General features: G+C 72.7%; 20 protein-coding genes. 10 read left to right on the forward strand and 10 right to left on the reverse strand.

Annotated elements, in window-relative coordinates; genetic code table 11:
• The first annotated feature begins 2 nt into the window (after nt 1–2).
• Together ABZ642_RS06115 and ABZ642_RS06120 are read left to right on the forward strand one after the other, a co-directional pair.
• Nucleotides 3–692 carry a DJ-1/PfpI family protein gene (locus ABZ642_RS06115; RefSeq protein WP_360477876.1) on the forward strand — a complete coding sequence of 230 codons (690 nt, stop codon included), beginning with the start codon at nt 3–5 and terminating at the stop codon, nt 690–692.
• 55 nt (nt 693–747) lie between these two features.
• On the forward strand, nt 748–1,065 hold the full coding sequence (locus ABZ642_RS06120) for a hypothetical protein (RefSeq protein ID WP_360477879.1): 318 nt from the start codon (nt 748–750) through the stop codon (nt 1,063–1,065).
• Here the strand turns inward: ABZ642_RS06120 and ABZ642_RS06125 are convergent.
• Genes ABZ642_RS06125 through ABZ642_RS06140 form a run of 4 tightly spaced genes read right to left on the reverse strand, consistent with a single transcriptional unit; the run spans nt 1,052 to nt 5,134 of the window.
• The gene (locus ABZ642_RS06125; RefSeq protein WP_360477882.1) at nt 1,052–2,065 is read right to left on the reverse strand and encodes a sugar phosphate isomerase/epimerase; all 1,014 of its coding nucleotides are present in this window, start codon (nt 2,063–2,065) and stop codon (nt 1,052–1,054) included. The two genes, ABZ642_RS06120 and ABZ642_RS06125, sit on opposite strands and share 14 nt — an antisense overlap.
• Nucleotides 2,062–3,207 carry a Gfo/Idh/MocA family oxidoreductase gene (locus ABZ642_RS06130; protein WP_360477885.1) on the reverse strand — a complete coding sequence of 382 codons (1,146 nt, stop codon included), beginning with the start codon at nt 3,205–3,207 and terminating at the stop codon, nt 2,062–2,064. Before ABZ642_RS06130 ends, ABZ642_RS06125 begins: the two co-directional genes overlap by 4 nt.
• On the reverse strand, nt 3,204–4,322 hold the full coding sequence (locus ABZ642_RS06135) for a Gfo/Idh/MocA family oxidoreductase (RefSeq protein WP_360477888.1): 1,119 nt from the start codon (nt 4,320–4,322) through the stop codon (nt 3,204–3,206). The genes ABZ642_RS06130 and ABZ642_RS06135 overlap by 4 nt, the downstream gene beginning before the upstream one ends.
• Nucleotides 4,322–5,134, reverse strand: coding sequence for a sugar phosphate isomerase/epimerase (locus ABZ642_RS06140; protein WP_360477891.1), 813 nt, complete (start codon nt 5,132–5,134; stop codon nt 4,322–4,324). The genes ABZ642_RS06135 and ABZ642_RS06140 overlap by 1 nt, the downstream gene beginning before the upstream one ends.
• 83 nt (nt 5,135–5,217) lie before the next feature.
• Between ABZ642_RS06140 and ABZ642_RS06145 the strand changes: the two genes are divergently transcribed.
• Nucleotides 5,218–5,847, forward strand: a complete 630-nt coding sequence (locus ABZ642_RS06145) for a TetR/AcrR family transcriptional regulator (protein WP_360477894.1) — start codon at nt 5,218–5,220, stop codon at nt 5,845–5,847.
• A 183-nt stretch (nt 5,848–6,030) separates the two neighbouring features.
• On the opposite strand, the gene ABZ642_RS06150 is transcribed toward ABZ642_RS06145, so the two are convergent.
• Nucleotides 6,031–6,924, reverse strand: a complete 894-nt coding sequence (locus ABZ642_RS06150; protein ID WP_360478878.1) for an amidohydrolase family protein — start codon at nt 6,922–6,924, stop codon at nt 6,031–6,033.
• Nucleotides 6,925–7,174: 250 nt separating this feature from the next.
• Nucleotides 7,175–7,438, reverse strand: coding sequence for a DUF2630 family protein (locus ABZ642_RS06155; protein WP_360477897.1), 264 nt, complete (start codon nt 7,436–7,438; stop codon nt 7,175–7,177).
• A gap of 207 nt (nt 7,439–7,645) precedes the next feature.
• On the opposite strand from ABZ642_RS06155, the gene ABZ642_RS06160 reads away from it, so the two are divergent.
• Together ABZ642_RS06160 and ABZ642_RS06165 are read left to right on the forward strand one after the other, a co-directional pair.
• Nucleotides 7,646–9,418, forward strand: coding sequence for an ABC transporter ATP-binding protein (locus ABZ642_RS06160; RefSeq protein ID WP_360477899.1), 1,773 nt, complete (start codon nt 7,646–7,648; stop codon nt 9,416–9,418).
• A gap of 143 nt (nt 9,419–9,561) precedes the next feature.
• Nucleotides 9,562–10,419, forward strand: coding sequence for a DMT family transporter (locus tag ABZ642_RS06165; protein WP_360477902.1), 858 nt, complete (start codon nt 9,562–9,564; stop codon nt 10,417–10,419).
• A gap of 23 nt (nt 10,420–10,442) precedes the next feature.
• Here ABZ642_RS06165 and ABZ642_RS06170 read toward each other — a convergent pair whose 3' ends face one another.
• Nucleotides 10,443–11,024 carry a TetR family transcriptional regulator gene (locus ABZ642_RS06170; RefSeq protein WP_360477905.1) on the reverse strand — a complete coding sequence of 194 codons (582 nt, stop codon included), beginning with the start codon at nt 11,022–11,024 and terminating at the stop codon, nt 10,443–10,445.
• A gap of 115 nt (nt 11,025–11,139) precedes the next feature.
• Between ABZ642_RS06170 and ABZ642_RS06175 the strand changes: the two genes are divergently transcribed.
• Nucleotides 11,140–12,336: an MFS transporter gene (locus ABZ642_RS06175; protein WP_360477908.1), complete on the forward strand. Its 1,197-nt coding sequence runs from the start codon at nt 11,140–11,142 to the stop codon at nt 12,334–12,336.
• A 42-nt stretch (nt 12,337–12,378) separates the two neighbouring features.
• On the opposite strand, the gene ABZ642_RS06180 is transcribed toward ABZ642_RS06175, so the two are convergent.
• Nucleotides 12,379–13,122, reverse strand: coding sequence for a helix-turn-helix transcriptional regulator (locus ABZ642_RS06180; protein ID WP_360477911.1), 744 nt, complete (start codon nt 13,120–13,122; stop codon nt 12,379–12,381).
• Between the two features lie 54 nt (nt 13,123–13,176).
• Between ABZ642_RS06180 and ABZ642_RS06185 the strand changes: the two genes are divergently transcribed.
• Nucleotides 13,177–14,388, forward strand: a complete 1,212-nt coding sequence (locus ABZ642_RS06185; protein ID WP_360477914.1) for an MFS transporter — start codon at nt 13,177–13,179, stop codon at nt 14,386–14,388.
• A 165-nt stretch (nt 14,389–14,553) separates the two neighbouring features.
• On the opposite strand, the gene ABZ642_RS06190 is transcribed toward ABZ642_RS06185, so the two are convergent.
• Together ABZ642_RS06190 and ABZ642_RS06195 are read right to left on the reverse strand one after the other, a co-directional pair.
• Nucleotides 14,554–15,624 carry a membrane dipeptidase gene (locus tag ABZ642_RS06190; RefSeq protein ID WP_360477917.1) on the reverse strand — a complete coding sequence of 357 codons (1,071 nt, stop codon included), beginning with the start codon at nt 15,622–15,624 and terminating at the stop codon, nt 14,554–14,556.
• On the reverse strand, nt 15,621–16,934 hold the full coding sequence (locus ABZ642_RS06195; RefSeq protein ID WP_360477920.1) for an amidohydrolase family protein: 1,314 nt from the start codon (nt 16,932–16,934) through the stop codon (nt 15,621–15,623). Before ABZ642_RS06195 ends, ABZ642_RS06190 begins: the two co-directional genes overlap by 4 nt.
• Nucleotides 16,935–17,181: 247 nt before the next feature.
• Here ABZ642_RS06195 and ABZ642_RS06200 point away from each other — a divergent pair, with 247 nt between their 5' ends.
• From ABZ642_RS06200 to ABZ642_RS06210, 3 genes are all read left to right on the forward strand, one after another.
• Entirely contained in the window at nt 17,182–17,943 is a 762-nt protein-coding gene (locus tag ABZ642_RS06200; RefSeq protein WP_360477923.1) for a helix-turn-helix domain-containing protein, read from the forward strand.
• Between the two features lie 5 nt (nt 17,944–17,948).
• A complete protein-coding gene (locus ABZ642_RS06205) occupies nt 17,949–18,896 on the forward strand; it encodes an NAD(P)-binding domain-containing protein (protein ID WP_360478881.1) in 948 nt (315 codons plus the stop codon).
• 255 nt (nt 18,897–19,151) lie between these two features.
• Entirely contained in the window at nt 19,152–19,556 is a 405-nt protein-coding gene (locus ABZ642_RS06210) for a MarR family transcriptional regulator (protein ID WP_360478884.1), read from the forward strand.
• Nucleotides 19,557–19,558 lie beyond the last annotated feature (2 nt).

Consider the following 19,558-nt stretch of genomic DNA (forward strand, 5'->3'; position numbering starts at 1 on the left):
TCATGCACGCCCAGATCGTCCTGTTCGACGGCTTCGATCCGCTCGATGTCATCGCCCCCTACGAAGTACTGTCCGCCGGCGGCGCCGCCACGGACGGGGCGGTGACCGTCGAACTCGTCTCCGCCGAAGGGCCGCGCGAGGTGGTCAGCGGTGTCCTGGGGATCGCGCTGCGCGCCACCGCCGTGCTCCACCCGGACCGCGCCGGACTGGTGCTGGTCCCGGGTGCGGCGGGCCGGATCGGGGACGCCGGTGACGTGCCCGAGCACGCGGCCGGGGCCGCGGAGGTGCGTGCGGACCCGACCGTCCCCGAACTGCTGGGCCGGACGCTGAGCACCGGTCTGCCCACCCTGCTCAAGGCCGCGGCGGAGAATCCCGAGGTGACCCTCACCGCTGTCTGCGGCGGCTCGGTCGTCCTGGCGATGGCAGGTCTGCTGGAGGGACGCCATGCCACCACGCACCACTTGGGCCTCGACCTGCTGGATGCCACCGGTGCGCACGCCGTGCGGGCGCGGGTGGTCGACGACGGCGATCTCGTCACCGGCGCCGGTGTCACCTCGGGGCTCGATCTGGGCCTGTATCTGCTGGAGCGCGAGGTCGGCCCGCGGGTCGCGCTGGCCGTCGAAGAGCTGTTCGCCCATGAGCGCCGCGGCACCGTCTGGCGGAACACCGGGCCGCAGGCCGCCCGCTTCTGAGCCGACGCACCGCTCTGCCCCAGCACCGCACCCCACCGTGAGGAAGTACAACACCATGTCCGCCGAAGGCACTTGGGACCTGTCCATCTCCACCCCCATCGGCACCGTCGAGGCCGTGGCCGAGTTCCGGTACGAGGACGGCGTCCTCGTCGGCACCGCGCGCGGGGCGGGTGAGGAGGTGCCGCTCAGCGATGTCGTCCTCGATGACGGCCGGCTCACCTGGAAGCAGGCCGTCACCAGGCCCTTGCGGCTGAACCTGGCCTTCGCCCTGGCCATCGACGGCGACACGCTGACGGGAACCTCCAAGGCCGGCCGCCTCCCCGCGTCCAGGGTCACCGGCCGACGCCGCACCCTCCCGGCTACTGGTTGCTGAACGCGGCGTCGAAGGACGCCTTCGGCACAGGCCACAGCAGCGAGCGTACGAAGGTCACCGCCTCCGCGGCGCCGTGCAGGCGGTCCATGCCGGCGTCCTCCCATTCGACGGAGATGGGCCCGTCGTAGCCGATGGACTCCAGGGCACGGAAGGCGTCCTCCCAGGGGACGTCGCCGTGGCCGGTGGAGACGAAGTCCCAACCGCGGCGCGGATCGCCCCACGGCTGGTGGGAGCCGAGGACGCCGGCCCGGCCGTTGCGCGGGCGCAGCCGGGTGTCCTTGCAGTCGACGTGGTAGATGCGGTCCTTGAAGTCGGTGATGAACCCGACCGGGTCGATGTTCTGCCACATCATGTGGCTGGGGTCCCAGTTGAAGCCGAAGGCCTCCCGGTGGCCGATGGCCTCCAGGGTGCGGACGCTGGTCCAGTAGTCGTACGCGATCTCGCCGGGGTGCACCTCGTGGGCGAAGCGCACTCCCTCCGCGTCGAACACGTCGAGGATCGGGTTCCAGCGGGTGGCGAAGTCCTCGTAGCCGGCCTCGATGACGGTGGCCGGTACCGGCGGGAACATGGCGACGTAGGGCCAGATGGCGGAGCCGGTGAAGCCGACGACGGTGTTCACACCCAGTTTGCGGGCCACCCGCGCGGCGCGCTTCATGTCCTCGGCGGCGCGCTGCCGTACCCCTTCCGCCTCTCCGTCGCCCCAGACGTACGGGCGCAGGATCGCCTGGTGGCGGAAGTCGATGGGCGCGTCACAGACGGCCTGGCCGGCCAGGTGGTTGGAGATGGCGTGGACCTCGAGGCCGTGCCGGTCGAGGATCTCCAGGCGTGACGCAGCGTAGGCGTCGTCCTCGTCGGCGCGCTTCAGGTCGAGGTGGTCGCCCGACGCGGCGATCTCCAGGCCGTCGTAGCCCCACTGCGCGGCGAGGCGGGCCACCTCCTCGAAGGGGAGGTCGGCCCACTGTCCGGTGAACAGGGTGACGGGGTGGGTGGCTGCGGTCATGTGCGGTCCTCCGTCTCGGGTGCGGTCGAGATCGTCTCGGGTGCGGTCTCGATCGTCTCGGGTGCGGTCTCGATCCAGGTGCCGCGTCCGGCGGCGGAGGCCAGGACGGCCTCGGTGAGCCGGGCGGCGCGCAGTCCGTCGTCGAACGTCGGCATCCCCTCGGGGTGCTTTCCCCGTACGGCGTCGTAGACGTCGGTGACGAACGCCGTGAAGGCGTCCTGGTACCCGAGGGCGTGGCCGGGCGGCAGCACCGACAGGCGGGCCGAGTCGGGGGCGGCGGTCCCGGAGTCGCGCAGCAGCAGCTGCGATCCGTCACGTCTGCCGATCCACAGTTCTTCGGGGCGTTCCTGTTCGAAGCGCACGCTCTGCCGGGTGCCGTGGAGTTCGAGGGTGAGGCTGTTCTTGCGGCCGGGGGCGAGCTGGCTGACGAGCAGGGTGCCCAGTGCCCCGTTGCCGAGTTCGACGAGGAGGGCGGCCGTGTCCTCGTTGCTGACGTGGGCGCCGCCGCGCTCGGCGAAGACCGTCCGGGTGCGCGCCGCCAGGCGGTGGATGCGCTGTCCGGAGACGAACTCGACGAGGTCGCACAGGTGGGAGCCGATGTCGGCGAAGGCCCGGGAGGCGCCGCCCGCTTCCGGTTCGGCGCGCCAGTTGGTGTCGCCGGGGTCGAGGAGCCAGTCCTGGAGGTAGCCGGCGTCCAGGGTGAGGACGGTGCCGAGTTGTCCGTCCGCCACCAGGGCGCGGGCCTGCCGGGCCATCGGGTGGTAGCGGTAGACGAAGGGGACCGCCGCCACCCGGCCGGCCTCCCGGGCGGCCCGGACCAGCAGTTCGGCGTCCGCCGCGGTGGTGGCCAGCGGCTTCTCGCAGATGACGTGCGCGCCCGCGGCCAGCGCCGCCAGGGTGTGTTCGGTGTGCAGGCGGTTCGGGCTGCACACATGGACGACGTCGAGGTCGCCGGCCGTGGTGAGGCCGCGGGCGTCCGGTTCGGACCGTTCGACGCCGAGGGCCTCGGCGGCCCGCTTGCCGCGTTCGGGGGTGGAGCTCGCGAGGGCGGTCGGCCGGCCGCGGGCGGCCCGGCTCGCGCGGGTGTGCACGGCCGCCATGAAGCCGCCGCCGATGAATCCGGCGCGCAGCGGGCGGCTCACAGGGTTGCTCCGTAGGGGTCCCGGTCCTCGGGGACGAGCGGTATCTCGCCCGCGGTACTGGCGACTTGGACGGTCTGGCCGGAGGTGACGGACTCGTCGACACAGACCATGGTGTCCAGGACGTGGTAGCCGAGGTCTCCGGAGGCGATGTGCGGGCGTCCGCCGCGGATGGCCCGGGCCATGTCCAGGACGCCCAGTCCGCGGCCGGCCTCGATGCCGACCGGCGGGACCGTCTCCCATACGGGATCCTGGCCGCGTTGCTGGACCCGGGTGATCCGCACCTCTCCCGCGAAGGTGTTGGGGTCGGGCAGCACCAGCGTGCCCTCGGTGCCGGTGATCTCGACGAACCCGGTGCGGGTGAGCGGGGAGTCGAAGCTGAACACGCTCTGGCCGACCCCGCCGTTCTCGAACTGGGTGAGCGCGGAGACATGGGTGGGTACGGCGACGGCGAACTCGGTGCCCGCCCGCCGGCCGCTCCTGACCGTGCGCACCGTCCGGGCGGTGGAACCGACCGCGGCGACCCGGCTGACCGAGCCGAACAGGCAGACCAGGGCGGTGAGGTAGTAGGGCCCCATGTCGAAGAGCGGACCGGCGCCCCTGGCGAACAGGAACTCGGGGTCGGGGTGCCAGAGGTCGGGTCCCGCGTACTGCATGACGGTCTGCGCGGACAGCGGGGTGCCGATGTCCCCGCGGGCGACGGCCCGCAGTGCGGTCTGCAGTCCGGGGCCGAGCACGGTGTCGGGGGCGACTCCGACCCGCAGCCCGGCCGCGGCCGCCAGGTCGAGCAGGGCGCGGGCGTCGTCCCGGTCGACGGCGATGGGCTTCTCGGACCAGACGTGCTTGCCCGCGGCGAGGATCGCCGAGCTGACCTCGGCGTGGACGGCGGGGACGGTCAGGTTGACGACGATGTCGACGTCCGGGTGGGCGAGGACGTCCGCGGCGGTGCCCCACTCCTCGACGCCGTACTTGCGGGCCTGGGTCTCGGCGCGCACGGTGTCGAGGTCGCCCACGACGGCCACGTGCAGGTCGGGGAAGCGGGTGAGGTTGGTCAGGTACTGGTCGCTGATGTTGCCGGCGCCGACGAGGCCGACGCCGACCGGGTGCTCTGCCGCCATCAGGCGATGCCCTTCCCGTTGAGGTAGGCGACGCCCGCCGCGATGCCCTCGAAGATGTCACCGTCGTAGTGGTCGAACTCGATGACGGCGTACTCGGCGTCCGGGGCCGCCGCCAGCGAGGCGTCGAGCGGTATCTCCCCCCGGCCCGCGGGTACCTGGCGGGTGTCGGCGGCGTCGAAGGGGGCGCCGGAGGTGAACGGGTCGTCGATGACGGGGCCGTCCTTCACATGCAGGGCGCGCACCCGGGAACCCAGGCGGTTCAGCAGCGACACGACGTCGTAGCCGCCGGCCGAGGCCCAGAACAGGTCTATTTCCAGGGCGACTTCGGGAGCGAGCAGGTCGGCGAAGCGGTCGAAGGCGTTGACGCCGGCGACGGTGTGGACGAACTCCTGCGAGTGGTTGTGGTATCCGACGCGCAGCCCGTGGTCGGCGGCCCGTTTCGCGGCCTCGTTCAGGAGCCCGGCGGTACGGGCGATCTCCGTCTCGTCGGCCCAGCGGGCGGCGGGGACGAACGGGTCGAAGAGGATCTCCACGCCCAGTCGCCGGGCGGCCCGGAAGGTCTCGTCGAGGGTGGGCGCGGGTGCCCCGTCGGCCGTGGCCCGTTCCGGGGAGAGGAAACCGGCGTGTCCGGTCGGCGCGGACAGGCCGTGCCGGGCGAGCGCGTCGGCCAGTTCGCCGGCGCGGTGCACGAAGCCGAAGGCCTCGACCTTGCTCAGTCCCAGAGCGGCGAGGCGGCCCAGGGCCGCGTCCTCGTCGGCTTCCAGAGCGTGGCGGACGGAGTAGAGCTGCACCGACATCCGCGGTGTCGACATGTTGGGCTCCTCTCGATACGGACGGCCGCACAACAGAATACCGACAGGGGTGCTGGTTTCTAGAGGGCGACTAGCATCTCCGTATGGCAAAGGCGACCGCGCGGCAGGGGACGGCCCCACGGAACTACCCCAAGGGGGAACGCCGGCGCGCCCAGATCATCGAGGCCGCGTTCACCGCGTTCGGGCAGGTCGGCTACCGCAACGCGAGCATGGTCCAGCTCGCCGCGGCCTGCGATGTCTCGCGCGCCGGCCTGCTCCACCACTTCCCGACGAAGGAGTCACTGCTCGAAGCGGTTCTGGAGGAGCGGGAGCGCCAGGACGACGCGCACTTCTTCGGGTCGGGCGCGGTCAACCGCGACGGCCTGGAGTACTTCGCCAGCATGATCCGGCTCGTCGCGCACAACCAGGCCAACCCGCTGATCGTGAGTCTGTTCGCGGTGCTGTCGAGCGAGGCGACCGCGGCCGACCACCCGGCGCGCCCGTACTTCGTCGCACGCTACGAACGCACCCGCCGGCAGATGCAGTTGGCCGTCGACGACCTGGTACGACGCGATCTGCTGCGCCCCCACGTGGACGCGTCGGGGCTGGCGGCGGACCTGATCGCGTTCATCGACGGCCTGCAGATCCAGTGGCTGCTCAGCCCGGACGCCATCGACATGCCGGACCACCTGCGCAAGCTGCTGCGTGGCCTCATCAGCGTCGAACTGCCTTAGGCCGCCGCCGGAATCGGCCCGGGAGCGGTGTGCTTGAAGGCCGGCCATGGACGGCTCCGCCCGCGCACGACGGCCGTGTCGTCCTGCTGCGCCGCGAGACCGTCACCGACTTCGTACCCGCCGAGCGGGACGGTCACCGGCAGCCCGTCGCCCTGATCGACCGCACCGGTGACCGCGGCCCGGTCACAGCCCGAACAACCGGGCCGCGTTGTCGTGGCACACCGCCCGCAGCCACTCCTGTCCGAGGTCCAGACGTTCCAGGGCCTGGAGCTGGTGGACATACGGATAGGGGATGTTGGGGAAGTCGGATCCGAGCAGGACGCGGTCGCCCAGGTCGGCGACCCGGGACAGGGCGCCGCGGGGGTACGGCATGAACCGCTCGGTGAAGTCGGTGAACACCATCGTCGTGTCCAGCCGTACCTCCTCGAACCGTTCGGCGAGGCCGAGGAAGTCCTCGTACTCGGCCATCCCCATGTGGGCGACGATCAGCCGCAGCCCAGGATGCCGCGCCAGCACCCGTTCGATCGGCTCGGGGCCGGTGTGCTCGCCGGGCGAGGGACCGGAACCGCAGTGGATCACCACGGGAATCCCGGCCTCGGCCAGCAGTCCCCACGCCGGCTGGAGGAGTTCGTCGGCCGGGTCGTACGCCCCCACCTGGACATGCGCCTTGAAGACCCGGGCGCCTGCCTCGACGGCCTCGCGGACGTACGTCTCCACGCCCGGTTCGGGGTACAGGGTCGCGGTGTGCAGACAGTCGGGGGTGCGCTGGGCGAAGTCGGCGGCCCACTCGTTCAGCCACGTCGCCATGCCGGGCTTGTGCGGATAGAGCATCGCGGTGAAGGCCCGGACGCCGAACTCCCGGAGCAGGGCGGTGCGTTCCGCCTCCTCCTTCCGGTAGGTGATCGGCCACTCCAGTCCGCCGAGCGACTCGCCGTTCGTGTCGAAGTAGTTCCAGACCTTGCGCAGGACACGCTCGGGCATGAAGTGCGTGTGGACGTCGACCAGTCCGGTCAGTCCGAGCCGCTCCCGGAAACGGCGGATCTCGGCGGCCTCCGCACGCGTGGCCGCCTCGCTCATGCCCTCCGGCGCGCCGGTGGCATCGCCCGGCACCGGTACTCCCGGGCGGTCGGAGGGGGCCTGGACGGGGACCGGTGCGGCAGGGCCTGCGGAGGCTGCGCGGTGATCGTTCATCCCCCCACGATCGGTGCTGGTGAACGCCGAGTCCAGGGGCTTCGCCCACAGTCCGTCCACGGTGCGGGCGGGAGGGCGGCACCCCGTCGTGCGGGGGCCGTCCTCCCTACACGTCGGCCCGAGCCGCGTGCGGTCCTCAGGACAGGTAGCCCTCCACCTCGGACGCCGAGCGGACGTTCGCCTCGGTCGGGTCCTGTCCCGCCGCGACCCTGGCCCGGCGCTGCCGGAGCAGGTCCCAGCACTGGTCGAGCTCGGTCTCCAGGTGTGCCAGGCGGGCGTGCTCGGTCGTTCCGTCGATCTCCTCCTGCGCCAGGCGCTCACGCAGGTCCTTCTCCTGACTGATCATTTCCGTGATGCGGCCGAGTATCTGCTTCTCGGCGTCGGCCTCTGGTCCTGTCATGGCTGCCTCTTTCCTGGCGACGGGGGCGGATCACCCCTACGACGGGACGCTCGCCGTTTCGTCCGCCCCTCTCCCCCACCTTCTCCCACTCGGCCCCCAGCCGCATCGGTCGGTCGACCGCACCTGCCTGACCCGCGGGCGCCGGGTGTACGGTGACCGGCGGAAAGCGGTTGCCGCAAGCCGGAAGCGCAGGGAGGACCACCGCCGATGGCGTCGACGTCGGAACGACCGCTCGACCACCGCTACCGGGGCGAACATCCCGTCCGCACCCTCCGCTACCTCCTGCGCGCCGACCGCCGCAGCCTGACGGCGGCGGTCCTCGTGTTCACCGTCAAACACAGCCCCGTCTGGTTGCTGCCGCTGATCACCGCCTCGGTCGTGGACACGGTCGTACAGCACCGGGAGATATCCCGGCTCTGGACGGCGGTGGGGATCATCATGGCGATCCTGCTGGTCAACTACCCGCTGCATGTGCTGTATGTGCGGCTGCTCTACGGCAGCGTGCGCCGGATGGGCACCACGCTGCGCTCGGCGCTGTGCACCCGCATGCAGCAACTGTCCATCGGCTACCACTCCCGGGTCAGCGCCGGTGTCCTCCAGGCCAAGGTCGTGCGGGACGTCGAGACCGTCGAGCAGATGGTCCAGCAGACCGCCGAACAGGGCCTGGGCGCGCTGACCGTGCTGACCGGCGGGCTGGTGATCATCGCCGTCCGCACACCGGAGTTCCTGCCCGTCTTCCTGGTCGTGGTGCCGGGCGCGACCCTGATCGTGGCCCGGCTCCGGTCGCGGCTGCGGACCCACAACGAGCACTTCCGGCACGAGGTGGAGACCCTGTCCTCCCGGGTGTCCGAGATGACGCGGCTCATCCCGGTCACCCGCGCCCACGGTCTGGAGGGCAAGGCGCTGCGCCGCATGGACGGCACCCTGAGCCGACTGCTCACCTCCGGGATGCGCCTGGACCTGGTCAACGGCCGCTTCGGCTCGCTGGCCTGGGTGGTCCTCAACACGATCGGCGTCGCCGTGCTCGCCGCCGCCGCGCTGGTGTCGTACTACGGCACGTGGGGCGTCTCCGCCGGTGACGTCGTCATGCTGAGCGCCTTCCTGACCACCCTCACCAACTCCACGACGACGCTGACGAGCCTGGCGCCGGTCGTCACCAAGGGGCTGGAGTCGGTGCGTTCGGTCGGTGAGGTGCTGCAGGCGCCCGAACTGGAGGACAACGAGGGCAGGGCGGAGGTCACCGCCGTCCGCGGTGCCGTCGTGTTCGAGCGGGTCGGCTTCGCCTACGAGGACACCGACCGCGCGGCGGTGGCGGACTTCACCCTCGATGTGGTGCCGGGCGAGACCGTCGCCCTGGTGGGCGCCTCGGGTGCCGGCAAGTCCACCGTGCTCAACCTCGTCATCGGGTTCATCCGGCCCACCGCCGGCCGGCTGCTCCTGGACGGCACCGACATGAGCGGCCTCGATCTGCGCACCTACCGGCGGTTCGTCTCGGTCGTCCCGCAGGAGTCGATCCTCTTCGACGGCACCATCAGGGAGAACGTCGCCTACGGCATGGAGGACGAGGCCGACGAGGGGGCGGTGCGCGCGGCGCTGCGCGACGCCAACGCGCTGGAGTTCGTGGACCAGCTGCCCCAGGGCCTGGACACCGTGGTCGGCGAGCGCGGCGCCCGGCTCTCCGGCGGCCAGCGCCAACGCCTCGCCATCGCTCGGGCGTTGATCCGTGATCCGCGGGTCCTGGTGCTGGACGAGGCCACCTCGGCGCTGGACACCCGCTCCGAGGCGCTGGTGCAGCAGGCCCTGACCCGTCTGCTGCGCGGTCGTACCACCTTCGTGGTGGCCCACCGGCTGTCCACCGTCCGCGGCGCCGACCGCATCGTGGTGATGGACGACGGCCGTATCCGCGAGATCGGCACCCACGAGGAACTGCTGCACCGGGGCGGCGCCTATGCCGCGCTGCACGGTGGGCAGGTGGCCTGACCGACGCGCCCGGGGACCCATGGCGACCCGGCATCCCGGTCCACGGAATCCGCCTACCGGCATGCGGGTGACCGGAGCGGTCGGGGCGGCCCGCGTGCCGCGCTCGGAGAGAGCGCCGGGCCCGCTCACGGCATGCTGGAACCATGATGGTGCTCGCCGTGGTCTTCGCCGTCCTGGGTGCCGTCAGCAACGCGACGGGCACGGCCTTCCAGCGGAAGGCCGCGTCGACGCTGCCCAGCGGGGGCGGGGTGCGCCTGCTGCTCGCCCTGGCCCGGCGGCCCGCCTGGGCCATCGGGATCACCGGTGTCGTGGGGGCCGCGGTGTTCCAGGCGCTGGCCCTGGTGAACGGCCCGATGGCGCTGGTCCAGCCGCTGTTCATGCTGGAGCTGCCGTTCGCCCTGCTCATCGCCATGCCGCTGATGCACCGGCGGCCGAATCCGCAGGGCTGGTGGGCGATCGCGGTGGTGGTGTCCGGCCTGGCCCTCCTGCTCGGCTCGGCGGCCCCGTCCGGCGGCCGGGAGCAGGCGTCCATGCAGCGCTGGATCCCGGCCCTGGCCCTCACCGTGGGGGCCATCGCCTGCATCGTGCTGCTCGAACGGTCCTCGTCGTCGCCGCTGTTCCGCGCGGCGGCCCTGGCATCGGGTGCCGCGATCGGCAACGCGCTGACCGCCGCGCTGATGAAGTCGGCCACCGGCCGGCTCGCCGACGCGGGCCTGCCCGCCTTCCTCACCACCTGGCAGACCTACGGCTTCGCACTCGCCGGGGTCGCGGCGCTGATCCTCTTGGAGAACTCGTTGCAGGCCGGCCCGCTCGTCGCGTCCCAGCCCGCGCTGACCATCGGCGACGCGTCGGTGAGCCTGCTGCTGGGCGTCGTCCTGTTCGGCGAGTCGGTGCGCACCGGCTGGTGGCTGCTGCCCGAGGCGCTCGGCGCGGGGCTGATCACGTGGGGCGTGGTACGGCTGACCCGCGTCGTACCCCACCTGACGGACGTCGTGCACTGAGACGTCATGCCGTGGGGGGCGGTTCAGTGGCCGTCGACGGTGAGCCTCGGGGCGGCGGTGACGATCGCGTGCACGGTCTCGGTGACCAGGCGCCGGTCCAGGGGGGCCTCGTCGAAGGCGCGGTGCATCGGCCAGCCCTCGATCAGCGCGTCGAGCGCGCGGGACACCCCGGGCGTGAAGTGCAGGGCGAGGCTGTCCCTGCTGCGTTCGAGCCAGGTGCGGGTGGTCGCGGACACCGCCGCGTTGTGGTTGGCGTAGGCGTACATCTCGAAGATGAGCGTCATGTCGCGTTCCGTCGCGTACGCCGGTCCGCAGATCAGCTCGACGACGGCCGCCTCGGCCTCGGCCGTCGAGGCGGCGGACTGCAGGGTCCGCCGGTAGAGCCGGGACATGGTGTCCGACAGCCGGGCGAAGGCCTGGGCCAGCAGGTCCGCCATCCCGTCGAAGTAGTACGTCAGCGAGCCGAGCGGGACCTGCGCCCGCGCCGCGATCCTCCGGTGGGTGGTGGTGTGCACACCGCCCTCGGCGATCACGTCGAGGGCCGCATCCAGAATGCGCTCCTTGCGTCCGGGGTCGTTCGGGATCTCGCGTCGTGTGCCGGTCACGCCCTCAATCTGCCATGGGTTGCGCCGCCCAGAGTGTGTACGGACGTACAAGCAAGTGTGTACATTCGTACAGACTCATGCACGGACCCAACGGGCACATCTGGAGCCAGCAGCCATGACCGCCGACCTCACCCGGCGCCGTACCGCCGTCTTCGTCCTGTTCTTCGTCCCCGGCCTGACCATCTCCTCCTGGGTCACCCGCACCCCGGACGTGCGGGACATGCTCGGCGCCTCCACCGCGCAGATGGGGCTGATCCTGTTCGGGCTCTCGGTCGGCTCGATGGCCGGCATCCTGTGCTCGGGGGCGCTGGTGGCCCGCTGGGGCGCCCGGCTCGTCGTCCTCGCCGGCACGTCGGCGATCGCCGCCGGCGCCGCGCTGATCGGCATCGGAGCCGCCGCCGGCGCCGACCTCGGCGTCGCCCTGGGTCTCGGCCTGTTCGGTCTCGGCATGGGCGGCGGCGAGGTGGCCCTCAACGTGGAGGGCGCGGAGGTGGAGCGGTTGCTCGGCCGCTCCACGATGCCCGCCATGCACGGCTTCTTCAGTCTCGGCACCGTCGTCGGCGCGGTCGCCGGCATGTGTCTGACAGCGGTCGGCTTCCCCGTGCTGGTCCATCTCGTCACGGTCGCGGCCGTGGTCCTTGTCGCACTCGCCCTGGTGATCCGGAGCGTCCCCTCCGAGGTGGGCCGGCGGACCGCCGCCCAGCGCCGCGCGCCGGGCACGGCACGGGCCGCGGTGTGGAAGGACCCCACGCTGCTGCTCATCGGCTGCGTCATCCTCGCCCTCGCCATGGCCGAGGGCACCGCGAACGACTGGCTGCCGCTGGTCATGGTGGACGGGCACGGTTTCGACGCCGCGCTGGGCTCGGCCGTGTACGCGGTGTTCGCCGCCGCGATGACCGTCGGACGCTTCGTCGGCGGGCGTTTCGTGGACCGGTTCGGGCGGGCGGCGGCGCTGTGCGGGAGCGCGCTCGTCGGGGCCGCGGGCCTGACCCTGGTGATCTTCGTCGACAACCAGGGCGTGGCGGCTGCCGCCGCCGTCCTGTGGGGCCTCGGGGCGTCGCTCGGGTTCCCCGTCGCGCTCTCCGCGGCGGGCGACTCCGGCGCCGACTCCGCCGCCCGGGTCGCGCTGGCCGCGACCGTCGGCTACGTCGCCTTCCTGGTGGGCCCGCCCTCCCTCGGCTACCTGGGTGAGCACTTCGGGCTGCGACACGCCCTGATCCTGGTGCTCGCCCTGGTGGTGGCCGCCGTGTTCGCGACGCCTGCGGCCCGGTCGCCGCGGCGGGTACGGGACGCGGAACCGGTACGCGGGTGAGGGCCGACGGCGAGAGCCGCCGATCCGCGGTGGGTCCCGCCGTCACTCCGCCGGCCGGGAACCCGGGGTGTGGCCGAAGGCCCGCCGGAAGGCGTCGATGAACGCGCTCGCCGACGACCACCCACAGGCGTGAGCCACCGCCGTCACCGGGGTCCGCTCGGCGAGCAGGACCAGCGCGTGCTGGAGGCGCAACTGGGTGCGCCACTGCGGGAAGGTCATGCCGAGGTCGCCGCGGAACAGCCGGGACAGGGTGCGGTCACCGGCTCCGACGACACGGCCGAGTTCCTTGAGCGTGCGGCCGTCGGCCGGGTCGGCCTGGAGGATCGCGCACACGTCGCGCAGCAGGGGCGCGGTGGGGGTGGGCAGGTGCAGCGGCTGCTGCGGTGAGGCCCGCAACTGGTCCAGCAGGACGGCGCGCAGCCGGGCCCGTTCGGGGCTGTCGTCGTCCTCGCCACGGGTGTAGGCGATGATCAGCTCGCGCAGCAGCGGTCCCACGGCGAGCACGGTCGGGGCGCCGAGCGCCAGGGGATTCTCGGTGGCGGGCAGTCCGATGAAGTGCAGTTCGAGTTCGCCGTGGGCGCGGTGCGCGTGGACGGTACCGGCCGGCACCCAGATGGCGCGGTTGCCGGGGGCGACCCAGGAGCCCGCGCCGGTTGTCACGGCCACCACGCCCCGACCGGCGTAGACGATCTGGTGGTCGTCGTGCCGGTGGGCGTCGATGGCGTGGCCCGCGGCCAGCGATCGGGTGTGGGTGAGGGCGGTGGCCTCGTGGCGGATTTCCGTCATCACTTGGCAGATTACCGGAAGCGCGACAGGCCGTCGGGCTCGGAACATGGCGAGGTGCGAAGGAATACATCGATCACTCTGCTGTCCGCCGGCCATGCCTGTGTCGACATCTACCAAGGTGCCGTGGCGGCACTGCTGCCGTTCTACGTCTCCGAGCGCGGCTACTCCTACACGGTCGCCTCCGGTGTCGTACTGGCGGCGTCCGTGCTCTCCTCGGTGGCGCAGCCGCTGTTCGGGGTGCTGACCGACCGCTGGCCGATGCCCTGGCTGCTGCCGGTCAGCACGCTGCTGAGCGGTGCCGGTGTCGCGCTGAGCGGGGTGAGCGGCTCCTACCCGCTCACCCTCGTGTTCATGGCCCTGTCCGGGATGGGAGTGGCCGCCTACCATCCCGAGTCCGCCCGGGTAGCCCGTATCGCCAGCCGGGGCAGCCACAGCGCGATGGGGGTGTTCGCTACCGGCGGCAACATCGGCTTCGGGCTGGCACCGCTGATGGTGGGTGCCGTCGTCGGCGCGGGCGGGCTGCGCTGGACACCGGTACTGGTGGTACCGGCGCTGGCCGGTACCGCGCTGTGCCTGCCGGTGCTGCGTGCGCTCCACGCCGACAAGTCCCCCGGTACCGCCGCGCCGGTGCCGGCCGGGACCGACGACGTCGCGTCCTTCGTACGGCTGTCCCTGGCCGTGGTGTTCCGGTCGATCGCGTTCGTGGGTCTGAGCACCTTCATCTCGCTCTACGCGGAGCAGCGCACGGGCGGTGGCACCGCCACCGGCACCGCGGCCCTGACGGTGCTCTACCTCGGGGGCGCGTGCGGTTCCGTGCTGGGCGGGTCCCTGGCCGGCCGCTGGGACCGGGTGACCGTCTCCCGCTGGTCCTACGTACTGACCGTGGTGGCCGTCGCGGGTGTGGTGTGGGTGCCGGGGCCGGCGCTCTACCTGTTCGTGGCGCTGGCGTCGGTCGGCCTGTATGTGCCGTTCTCGCTCCAGGTGACGCTCGGGCAGGACTATCTGCCCTCGCGGATCGGGACGGCCGGCGGGGTCACCCTCGGCCTGACCGTGAGCATCGGAGGCCTGGCCGGACCCGCCCTCGGCAGCCTCGCCGACGCCACCACCCTGCAGACCGCGCTGGCGCCGCTGGTCCTGATGCCGGTGCTGAGCCGGCTGCTGTTCGGCACCCTGCGCGAGCCCGGCAGCACCCGGCCGCGCGCCACGGCGTCCGGTACCGGGGACGGCGACGACGCCGCCGTTGCGACCGCACCGGGACGCCGCTGACCGAGCCGCCACGCACTCCCTCCCGGGCGGGCCGACGTCGGCTTGTGCCGGTACGCAGACCGGCGGCGTCGCGCACGACGCCTGCTCGCACGGGCCCGCTACCGCCAGCCGCCGAAGGCGCGACGTCGAAGGCACGACGTCGAAGGCACGACGTCGAGAGCAGGCTCAGGCCGGCCAGACGCGGGCGGCGTAGTCGAGGAAGTTGCGGCCGAGGATCTTCTCGATGCGTTCGGAGCGGTAGCCGCGCTTCTCCAGGAGGCGGATCAGGTCGCGGAACTGGTCCACGCCGCGCAGGTCCACGACGAACGGGTAGGTGTCGGCCCGTTCGCCGGCCGCGCCGACGCCGGCCGCCCGGCGGGCGGCGACGTGTTCGGCGAGAGCCGCGCGATAGGCGTCGAGGTCGTCCACGGCGGTGACGCTGCCGTCGGTGCCGATGCCGACGTGGTCCTCGCCGCAGACGTCGACCGCGTGCACGATGTGGTCGACGACGTCGGCGGCGGTCGCGTGTCCGGTCGGGTTGAGGAAGGGCATGAAGTAGATGCCGACGAAGCCGCCGCGGTCGGCGACCAGCCGGAGTTCCTCGTCCGTCTTGTTGCGCGGCAGGTCGACCAGGGCACGGCAGCCGGTGTGGTTGATCGAGACGGGCTGCCGGGAGTGCCGGGCCGCGTCCAGGCAGGTGTTCTCCCCGCTGTGCGAGAGGTCGACCATCAGGTGGTGGTCGTTGAGGGACTCGACGACCCGGCGGCCGAAGGGGGTCAGGCCACGGTTGGCGGTGGCCATGGAGCCGTCACCGAGGTGGTTGGCCTGGTTGTAGGTGAGCTGGACGACCCGTACGCCGGCCTCCGCGAAGCCCGCGACCCGGGCGGGGTCCTCGCCGACGGCGACGGCGTTCTGGAAACCGTAGATGACGCCGATCCGCCGCTCGTGGTGGGCGCGTCGGATATCGGCGGCCGTACGGACCTTGAGCAGGTCGGCCGGGTGCGCGTCGATGATCCGGTCCCAGACCGCTATCTCGTCGAGCGTGTGCTCGTACGGCGGCAGGTCGCCCATGGTGTAGCCGAGGGTGATGTTGACGGCGGTCAGGCCGGAGGCGCGGGCGTCGGCGATCGCGCGTGCGTCGACGGCGAGTTGACCGCTGGAGGGGTTGAGCTGGGTGGCGGCGGCCAGGGCCGCGGGGGCGTTGGGGTTGTCGAGCTGTCCCAGCGCGTTGACGATCACGGGGTGGGTGGCGGTCACTTGGCGTCCTTCTCGAACTCGGCGCGGTCGAATCGGCGGCCGCGTTTCACGGTGAGGGTGAGGGTGCGCAGGTTGGCGATGTCCTGGAGGGGGTCCTCGTCCAGGACGGCGAAGTTCGCGAGTTTTCCGGGTTCGACGCTGCCCATGTCCGCCTCGGTGCCGGCGGCCCTGGCGCCGACCAGGGTGGCCGAGCGCAGGACGTCGGCGGTGGGGATGCCGCAGCGGTCGGCGAGGAAGGCGAGTTCGCCGTAGAGCGCGGGGAAGGGGTCCCTCGGGTCGGTCTCGAAATCCGTGCCGGTGCAGACGCCGACTCCGGCACGGTGTGCCTGGGCGGTGACGGCGGCGGCCAACTCCGCGTTGAGACGGGCCCGTTCGGCGGACTCGGCGGTGTCTCCCCGGAGCTCGTCACTGGTCCACATGGACGCGGTGGCGTCGAGGACGGTGCCGCGACGGCGCATCTCGGCGAAGAGGGCGGCCAGTTTCGGGTCGTCGCCCGTGGCGAAACGGTCGTGGTCCACCCGGGGTTTGGTCTTGTAGCTGCTCAGCGGCTCGGTGGGGTTCTCGAAGGCGAGCAGGGTGACGTGCGAGACGCTGTCCACGCCCGCGGCGACGACCTCGCCGGGCGCGGCCGGGAAGACGGTGGCGTGCGCCCAGACGGCGATGCCCTGGCGGTGCGCCTCCGCGGTGACGGCGGCGACGGTCGCGGCGTCCAGGTCGGCATAGACCTTGATCGCGGCGGCATGGGTGCCACGGGCCAGGGCGACGGCGATCGTGAGGTCGGTGTCGGGGGTCACGGCCTGCATCCAGGGGACGGCGCCGGGTACGGCGCCCCGGGAGACCTCGTGGGTGCGCGGGTCGTCGAAGAACGTCGGCCCGGCCATGAGCGCCGCGTAGCGGATGTCGGGGCCGGGGATCTCGCCGACCAGGGTGGCCCGGGCGAGGTCGCCGATCTGGCGCAGGTCGTCGGCCATGTCGCGGACGGCGGTGACCCCGCTGTGCACCAGGCGCCGGAGCACCGCCTCGGCGACGGGCCGGTCGGGCGGGGTGGCCAGATGCTGGTGGGTGTCGATCAGGCCGGGGACCACGAACCGCCCGTCGAGGTCGACACGGGGCGCGTCGGCCGCGAGCGGGGGCAGCGGATCGCCGTCGCCGATGACGGTGTGGATCCGGGCGCCGTCCGTGACGATCGTGGTGTCCGGGCGGGGCCGGTCCCCGGTGCCGTCGAAGAGGGTGGCGCCGCGGTAGACCGTGACGGTTCCGGCGGGCGGTGCGGCCCAGGGGGTCGGGGCGCCCGGGGGCAGGTCGGTCATGGTCACCTTCGGTCCGCGAGACGTGCGCTGTTACGCTCTGCGTAACAGCTGTATCGTGTGATGAAACGCAGGTACTGTACTCCGCGACCGGCGGATCGCCGCAAGGACCCGAACCGGACAGGACACCGGGCGGGACGCCGGGCGGGTCGCGGGCCGGGACGCCGGACAGGCCACCGCACACGCAGGACGCGGATCAGGACGCCCCGGTCCGTGGCCGCACCGTGGACGAGAGGGAAGAACCGCTGTCATGCCCGTCGCACCCCTTACCCCGGCGCCGCCCCGGTCGGCCGTGGACAAGGCGCTCGACCTGGTCGAGGCCGTCTCGCGCGCACCGCACCCGGTGCGGCTGACCGATCTGGCCGCGGAGGTCGGCCTGCACCGGGCCACCGCCTACCGGATCCTGCTGGACCTGGTCCGGCGGGGCTGGGTACTGCGGGCCGGTGACCGATATCTGCCCGGTGCCGCGGTGCTGCGGATGTCCGCCTCGGCCGCGGGCAACTCGCTGACCGCGCTGGCCCGTCCGGTGCTGGAACGACTGTCCACGGCGACCTCCATGATGGTCAACCTCCAGGTGCTGGAGGAGGGCGGCGCCCGGGTGATCGACGTGGTCAGGCCCGAACGGCTCGCGATGATCAGCCACTTGCGGGGCGAGCTGCTGCCCGTACGGCGGTTCGCCGGGCCGCTGGCCCTGGTCGCCGCGCTCGAACCGGAGGCGAGGAGACGGTGGCTGAACGGGCTCGGGGAGGACGCCGGCGAGGTGGCGCGGGAGCTGGCCGAGGTGGAGCGGACCGGTGTCGCCGTGGAGCACGGCCGTAACGACAAGCTGGTCGCCTCCGTCAGCCGGGCGGTGGTGCCGGACCCTGGCGCTCCGGTGTGCGCGCTGACGGTCGTAGGACCGGACGCCGAGTTCGACGGGCCGAAACTGGCGGCCGTGCGGCGGGAGTTGCGCGCGGCCACGGACGAGCTGGTGTCGGTTCTGACCGCCGGCACGGCGGAGGCCGGCCGGTGAGCGGCATGCTGGTACTGGACCGCCGGCAGACGGCTGCCGCGTTGCCACCGGACGCCGTCCTCGACGCGGTGGCCCGGGCGCTTGTCGCCGTCGCCCGCGACCAGGTCTCCGTCCCGCCGCGCATCGCCGCCCTCACACCGACCGGCCTGCTGGGCGCCATGCCCGGTTACGTCCCGGGGCTCGGCCTGGCCGCGAAGCTGGTGACCGTGACCGCCGATCCCCGACACCCCGGACGCGGTTTCCACCGGGGGCTGGTGGCGCTGTTCGACGAGCACGACGGGCGGCCGCTGGCGCTGGTGGACGGCGAGTCGCTGACCGAGGTCCGCACGGCGGCGTCCGCCACGCAGAGCGCGCTGGCCCTGGCCGCCCGCCCCGGTCTCGGCCGGGTGGCGGTGGTGGGGACGGGCGCCCAGGCACGCGCCCAGTTGGCGCTGCTCGCGGCGGTGCGGCCGGACGCCGAGGTGACGGTGGCCGGCCGTGATCCGCTGCGGGCCGGTGCGGCTGCGGCGCTGTATCCCGGCGCGCGGGTCGCCACCGGCATGGAGGACGCCGTACGCGAGGCCGATGTGGTGTTCTGCTGCACCGGCGCCACCGCTCCCGTCATCCGCCGCGAGTGGCTCGCTCCCGGCGTCCACGTCTCCTCGGTCGGCGGCTCCCAGGGGCCCGAACTGGACCCGGGCACCGTACGGGACGCGGTCCTGTTCACCGAGTGGACCGGCGCGGCCACCGCGCCGCCGCCCGCGGGCGCCCATGAGCTCCAGGACCTTTCCCCCGGACGGCCGGTGACCCTCCTCGGGTCCGTCCTGGACGGCGACCACCCGGGGCGGGGTGGTGACGCCGACGTCCTCACGGTCTTCAAGTCCACCGGCCACGCGGCGCTCGACGTGGCGGCGGTCCGGGTGGCCTATGACGTGGCGCTCGAACAGGGGTGGGGAGTGCGCGTGGACCTGTGACGGGCGGGTCCGCTCACAACGGCGGCCGCCGGCCCGGGAGGTGACACCGTCCCGGCCGCGGACCCGGCCGGCATCTCCGTCCCGGCAGGTGTTCCCCACCGCCCCGGATTTTCCCCGACAACGCACCGATCCGGACTCATTGCTTCACCGTACACCTAGATGCATAATGCCGTTATGGAGAACCGGGTCGAAGATCGGGACGGCTCCGACGAGCCGACGGGTGCCGAGGATCCCGCCGGTTCGGCGGAGCAGTTGATGATCGCCGTGGAGCAGCTGGTGCGCCATGTGCGTCACAGCGCCACCGCCGGCGGTCTGAGCACCGCCGCCTCCGCCGCGCTGGGCCGGCTGGGCCGGGAGGGTCCGCTGCGGCTGACCGAACTGGCCCGCGCCGAAGGCGTCTCGCAGCCGGGGATGACCCAGCTCGTCGGCCGGCTGGAGCGCGCGGGGCTGGTGGCGCGCAACGCCGACCGCACCGACGGCCGGGGCGTCCTGGTGGAGATCACCGGGACCGGACTCGAAGTCTTCCGGCAGCGGCGCTCCGAACGCGCCCACGCCCTGCGGGAACTGATCGAGGAACTGACCGAGCCCGAGCAGCGGGCCGTCCGGCTCGCCCTGCCCGCCCTGGCCCGTGCGATCGAGGGACGCCGGGCCCGCGACTGACC

Source organism: Streptomyces sp. NPDC007157 (genome assembly GCF_040634235.1).
Taxonomy (GTDB): Bacteria; Actinomycetota; Actinomycetes; order Streptomycetales; family Streptomycetaceae; genus Streptomyces.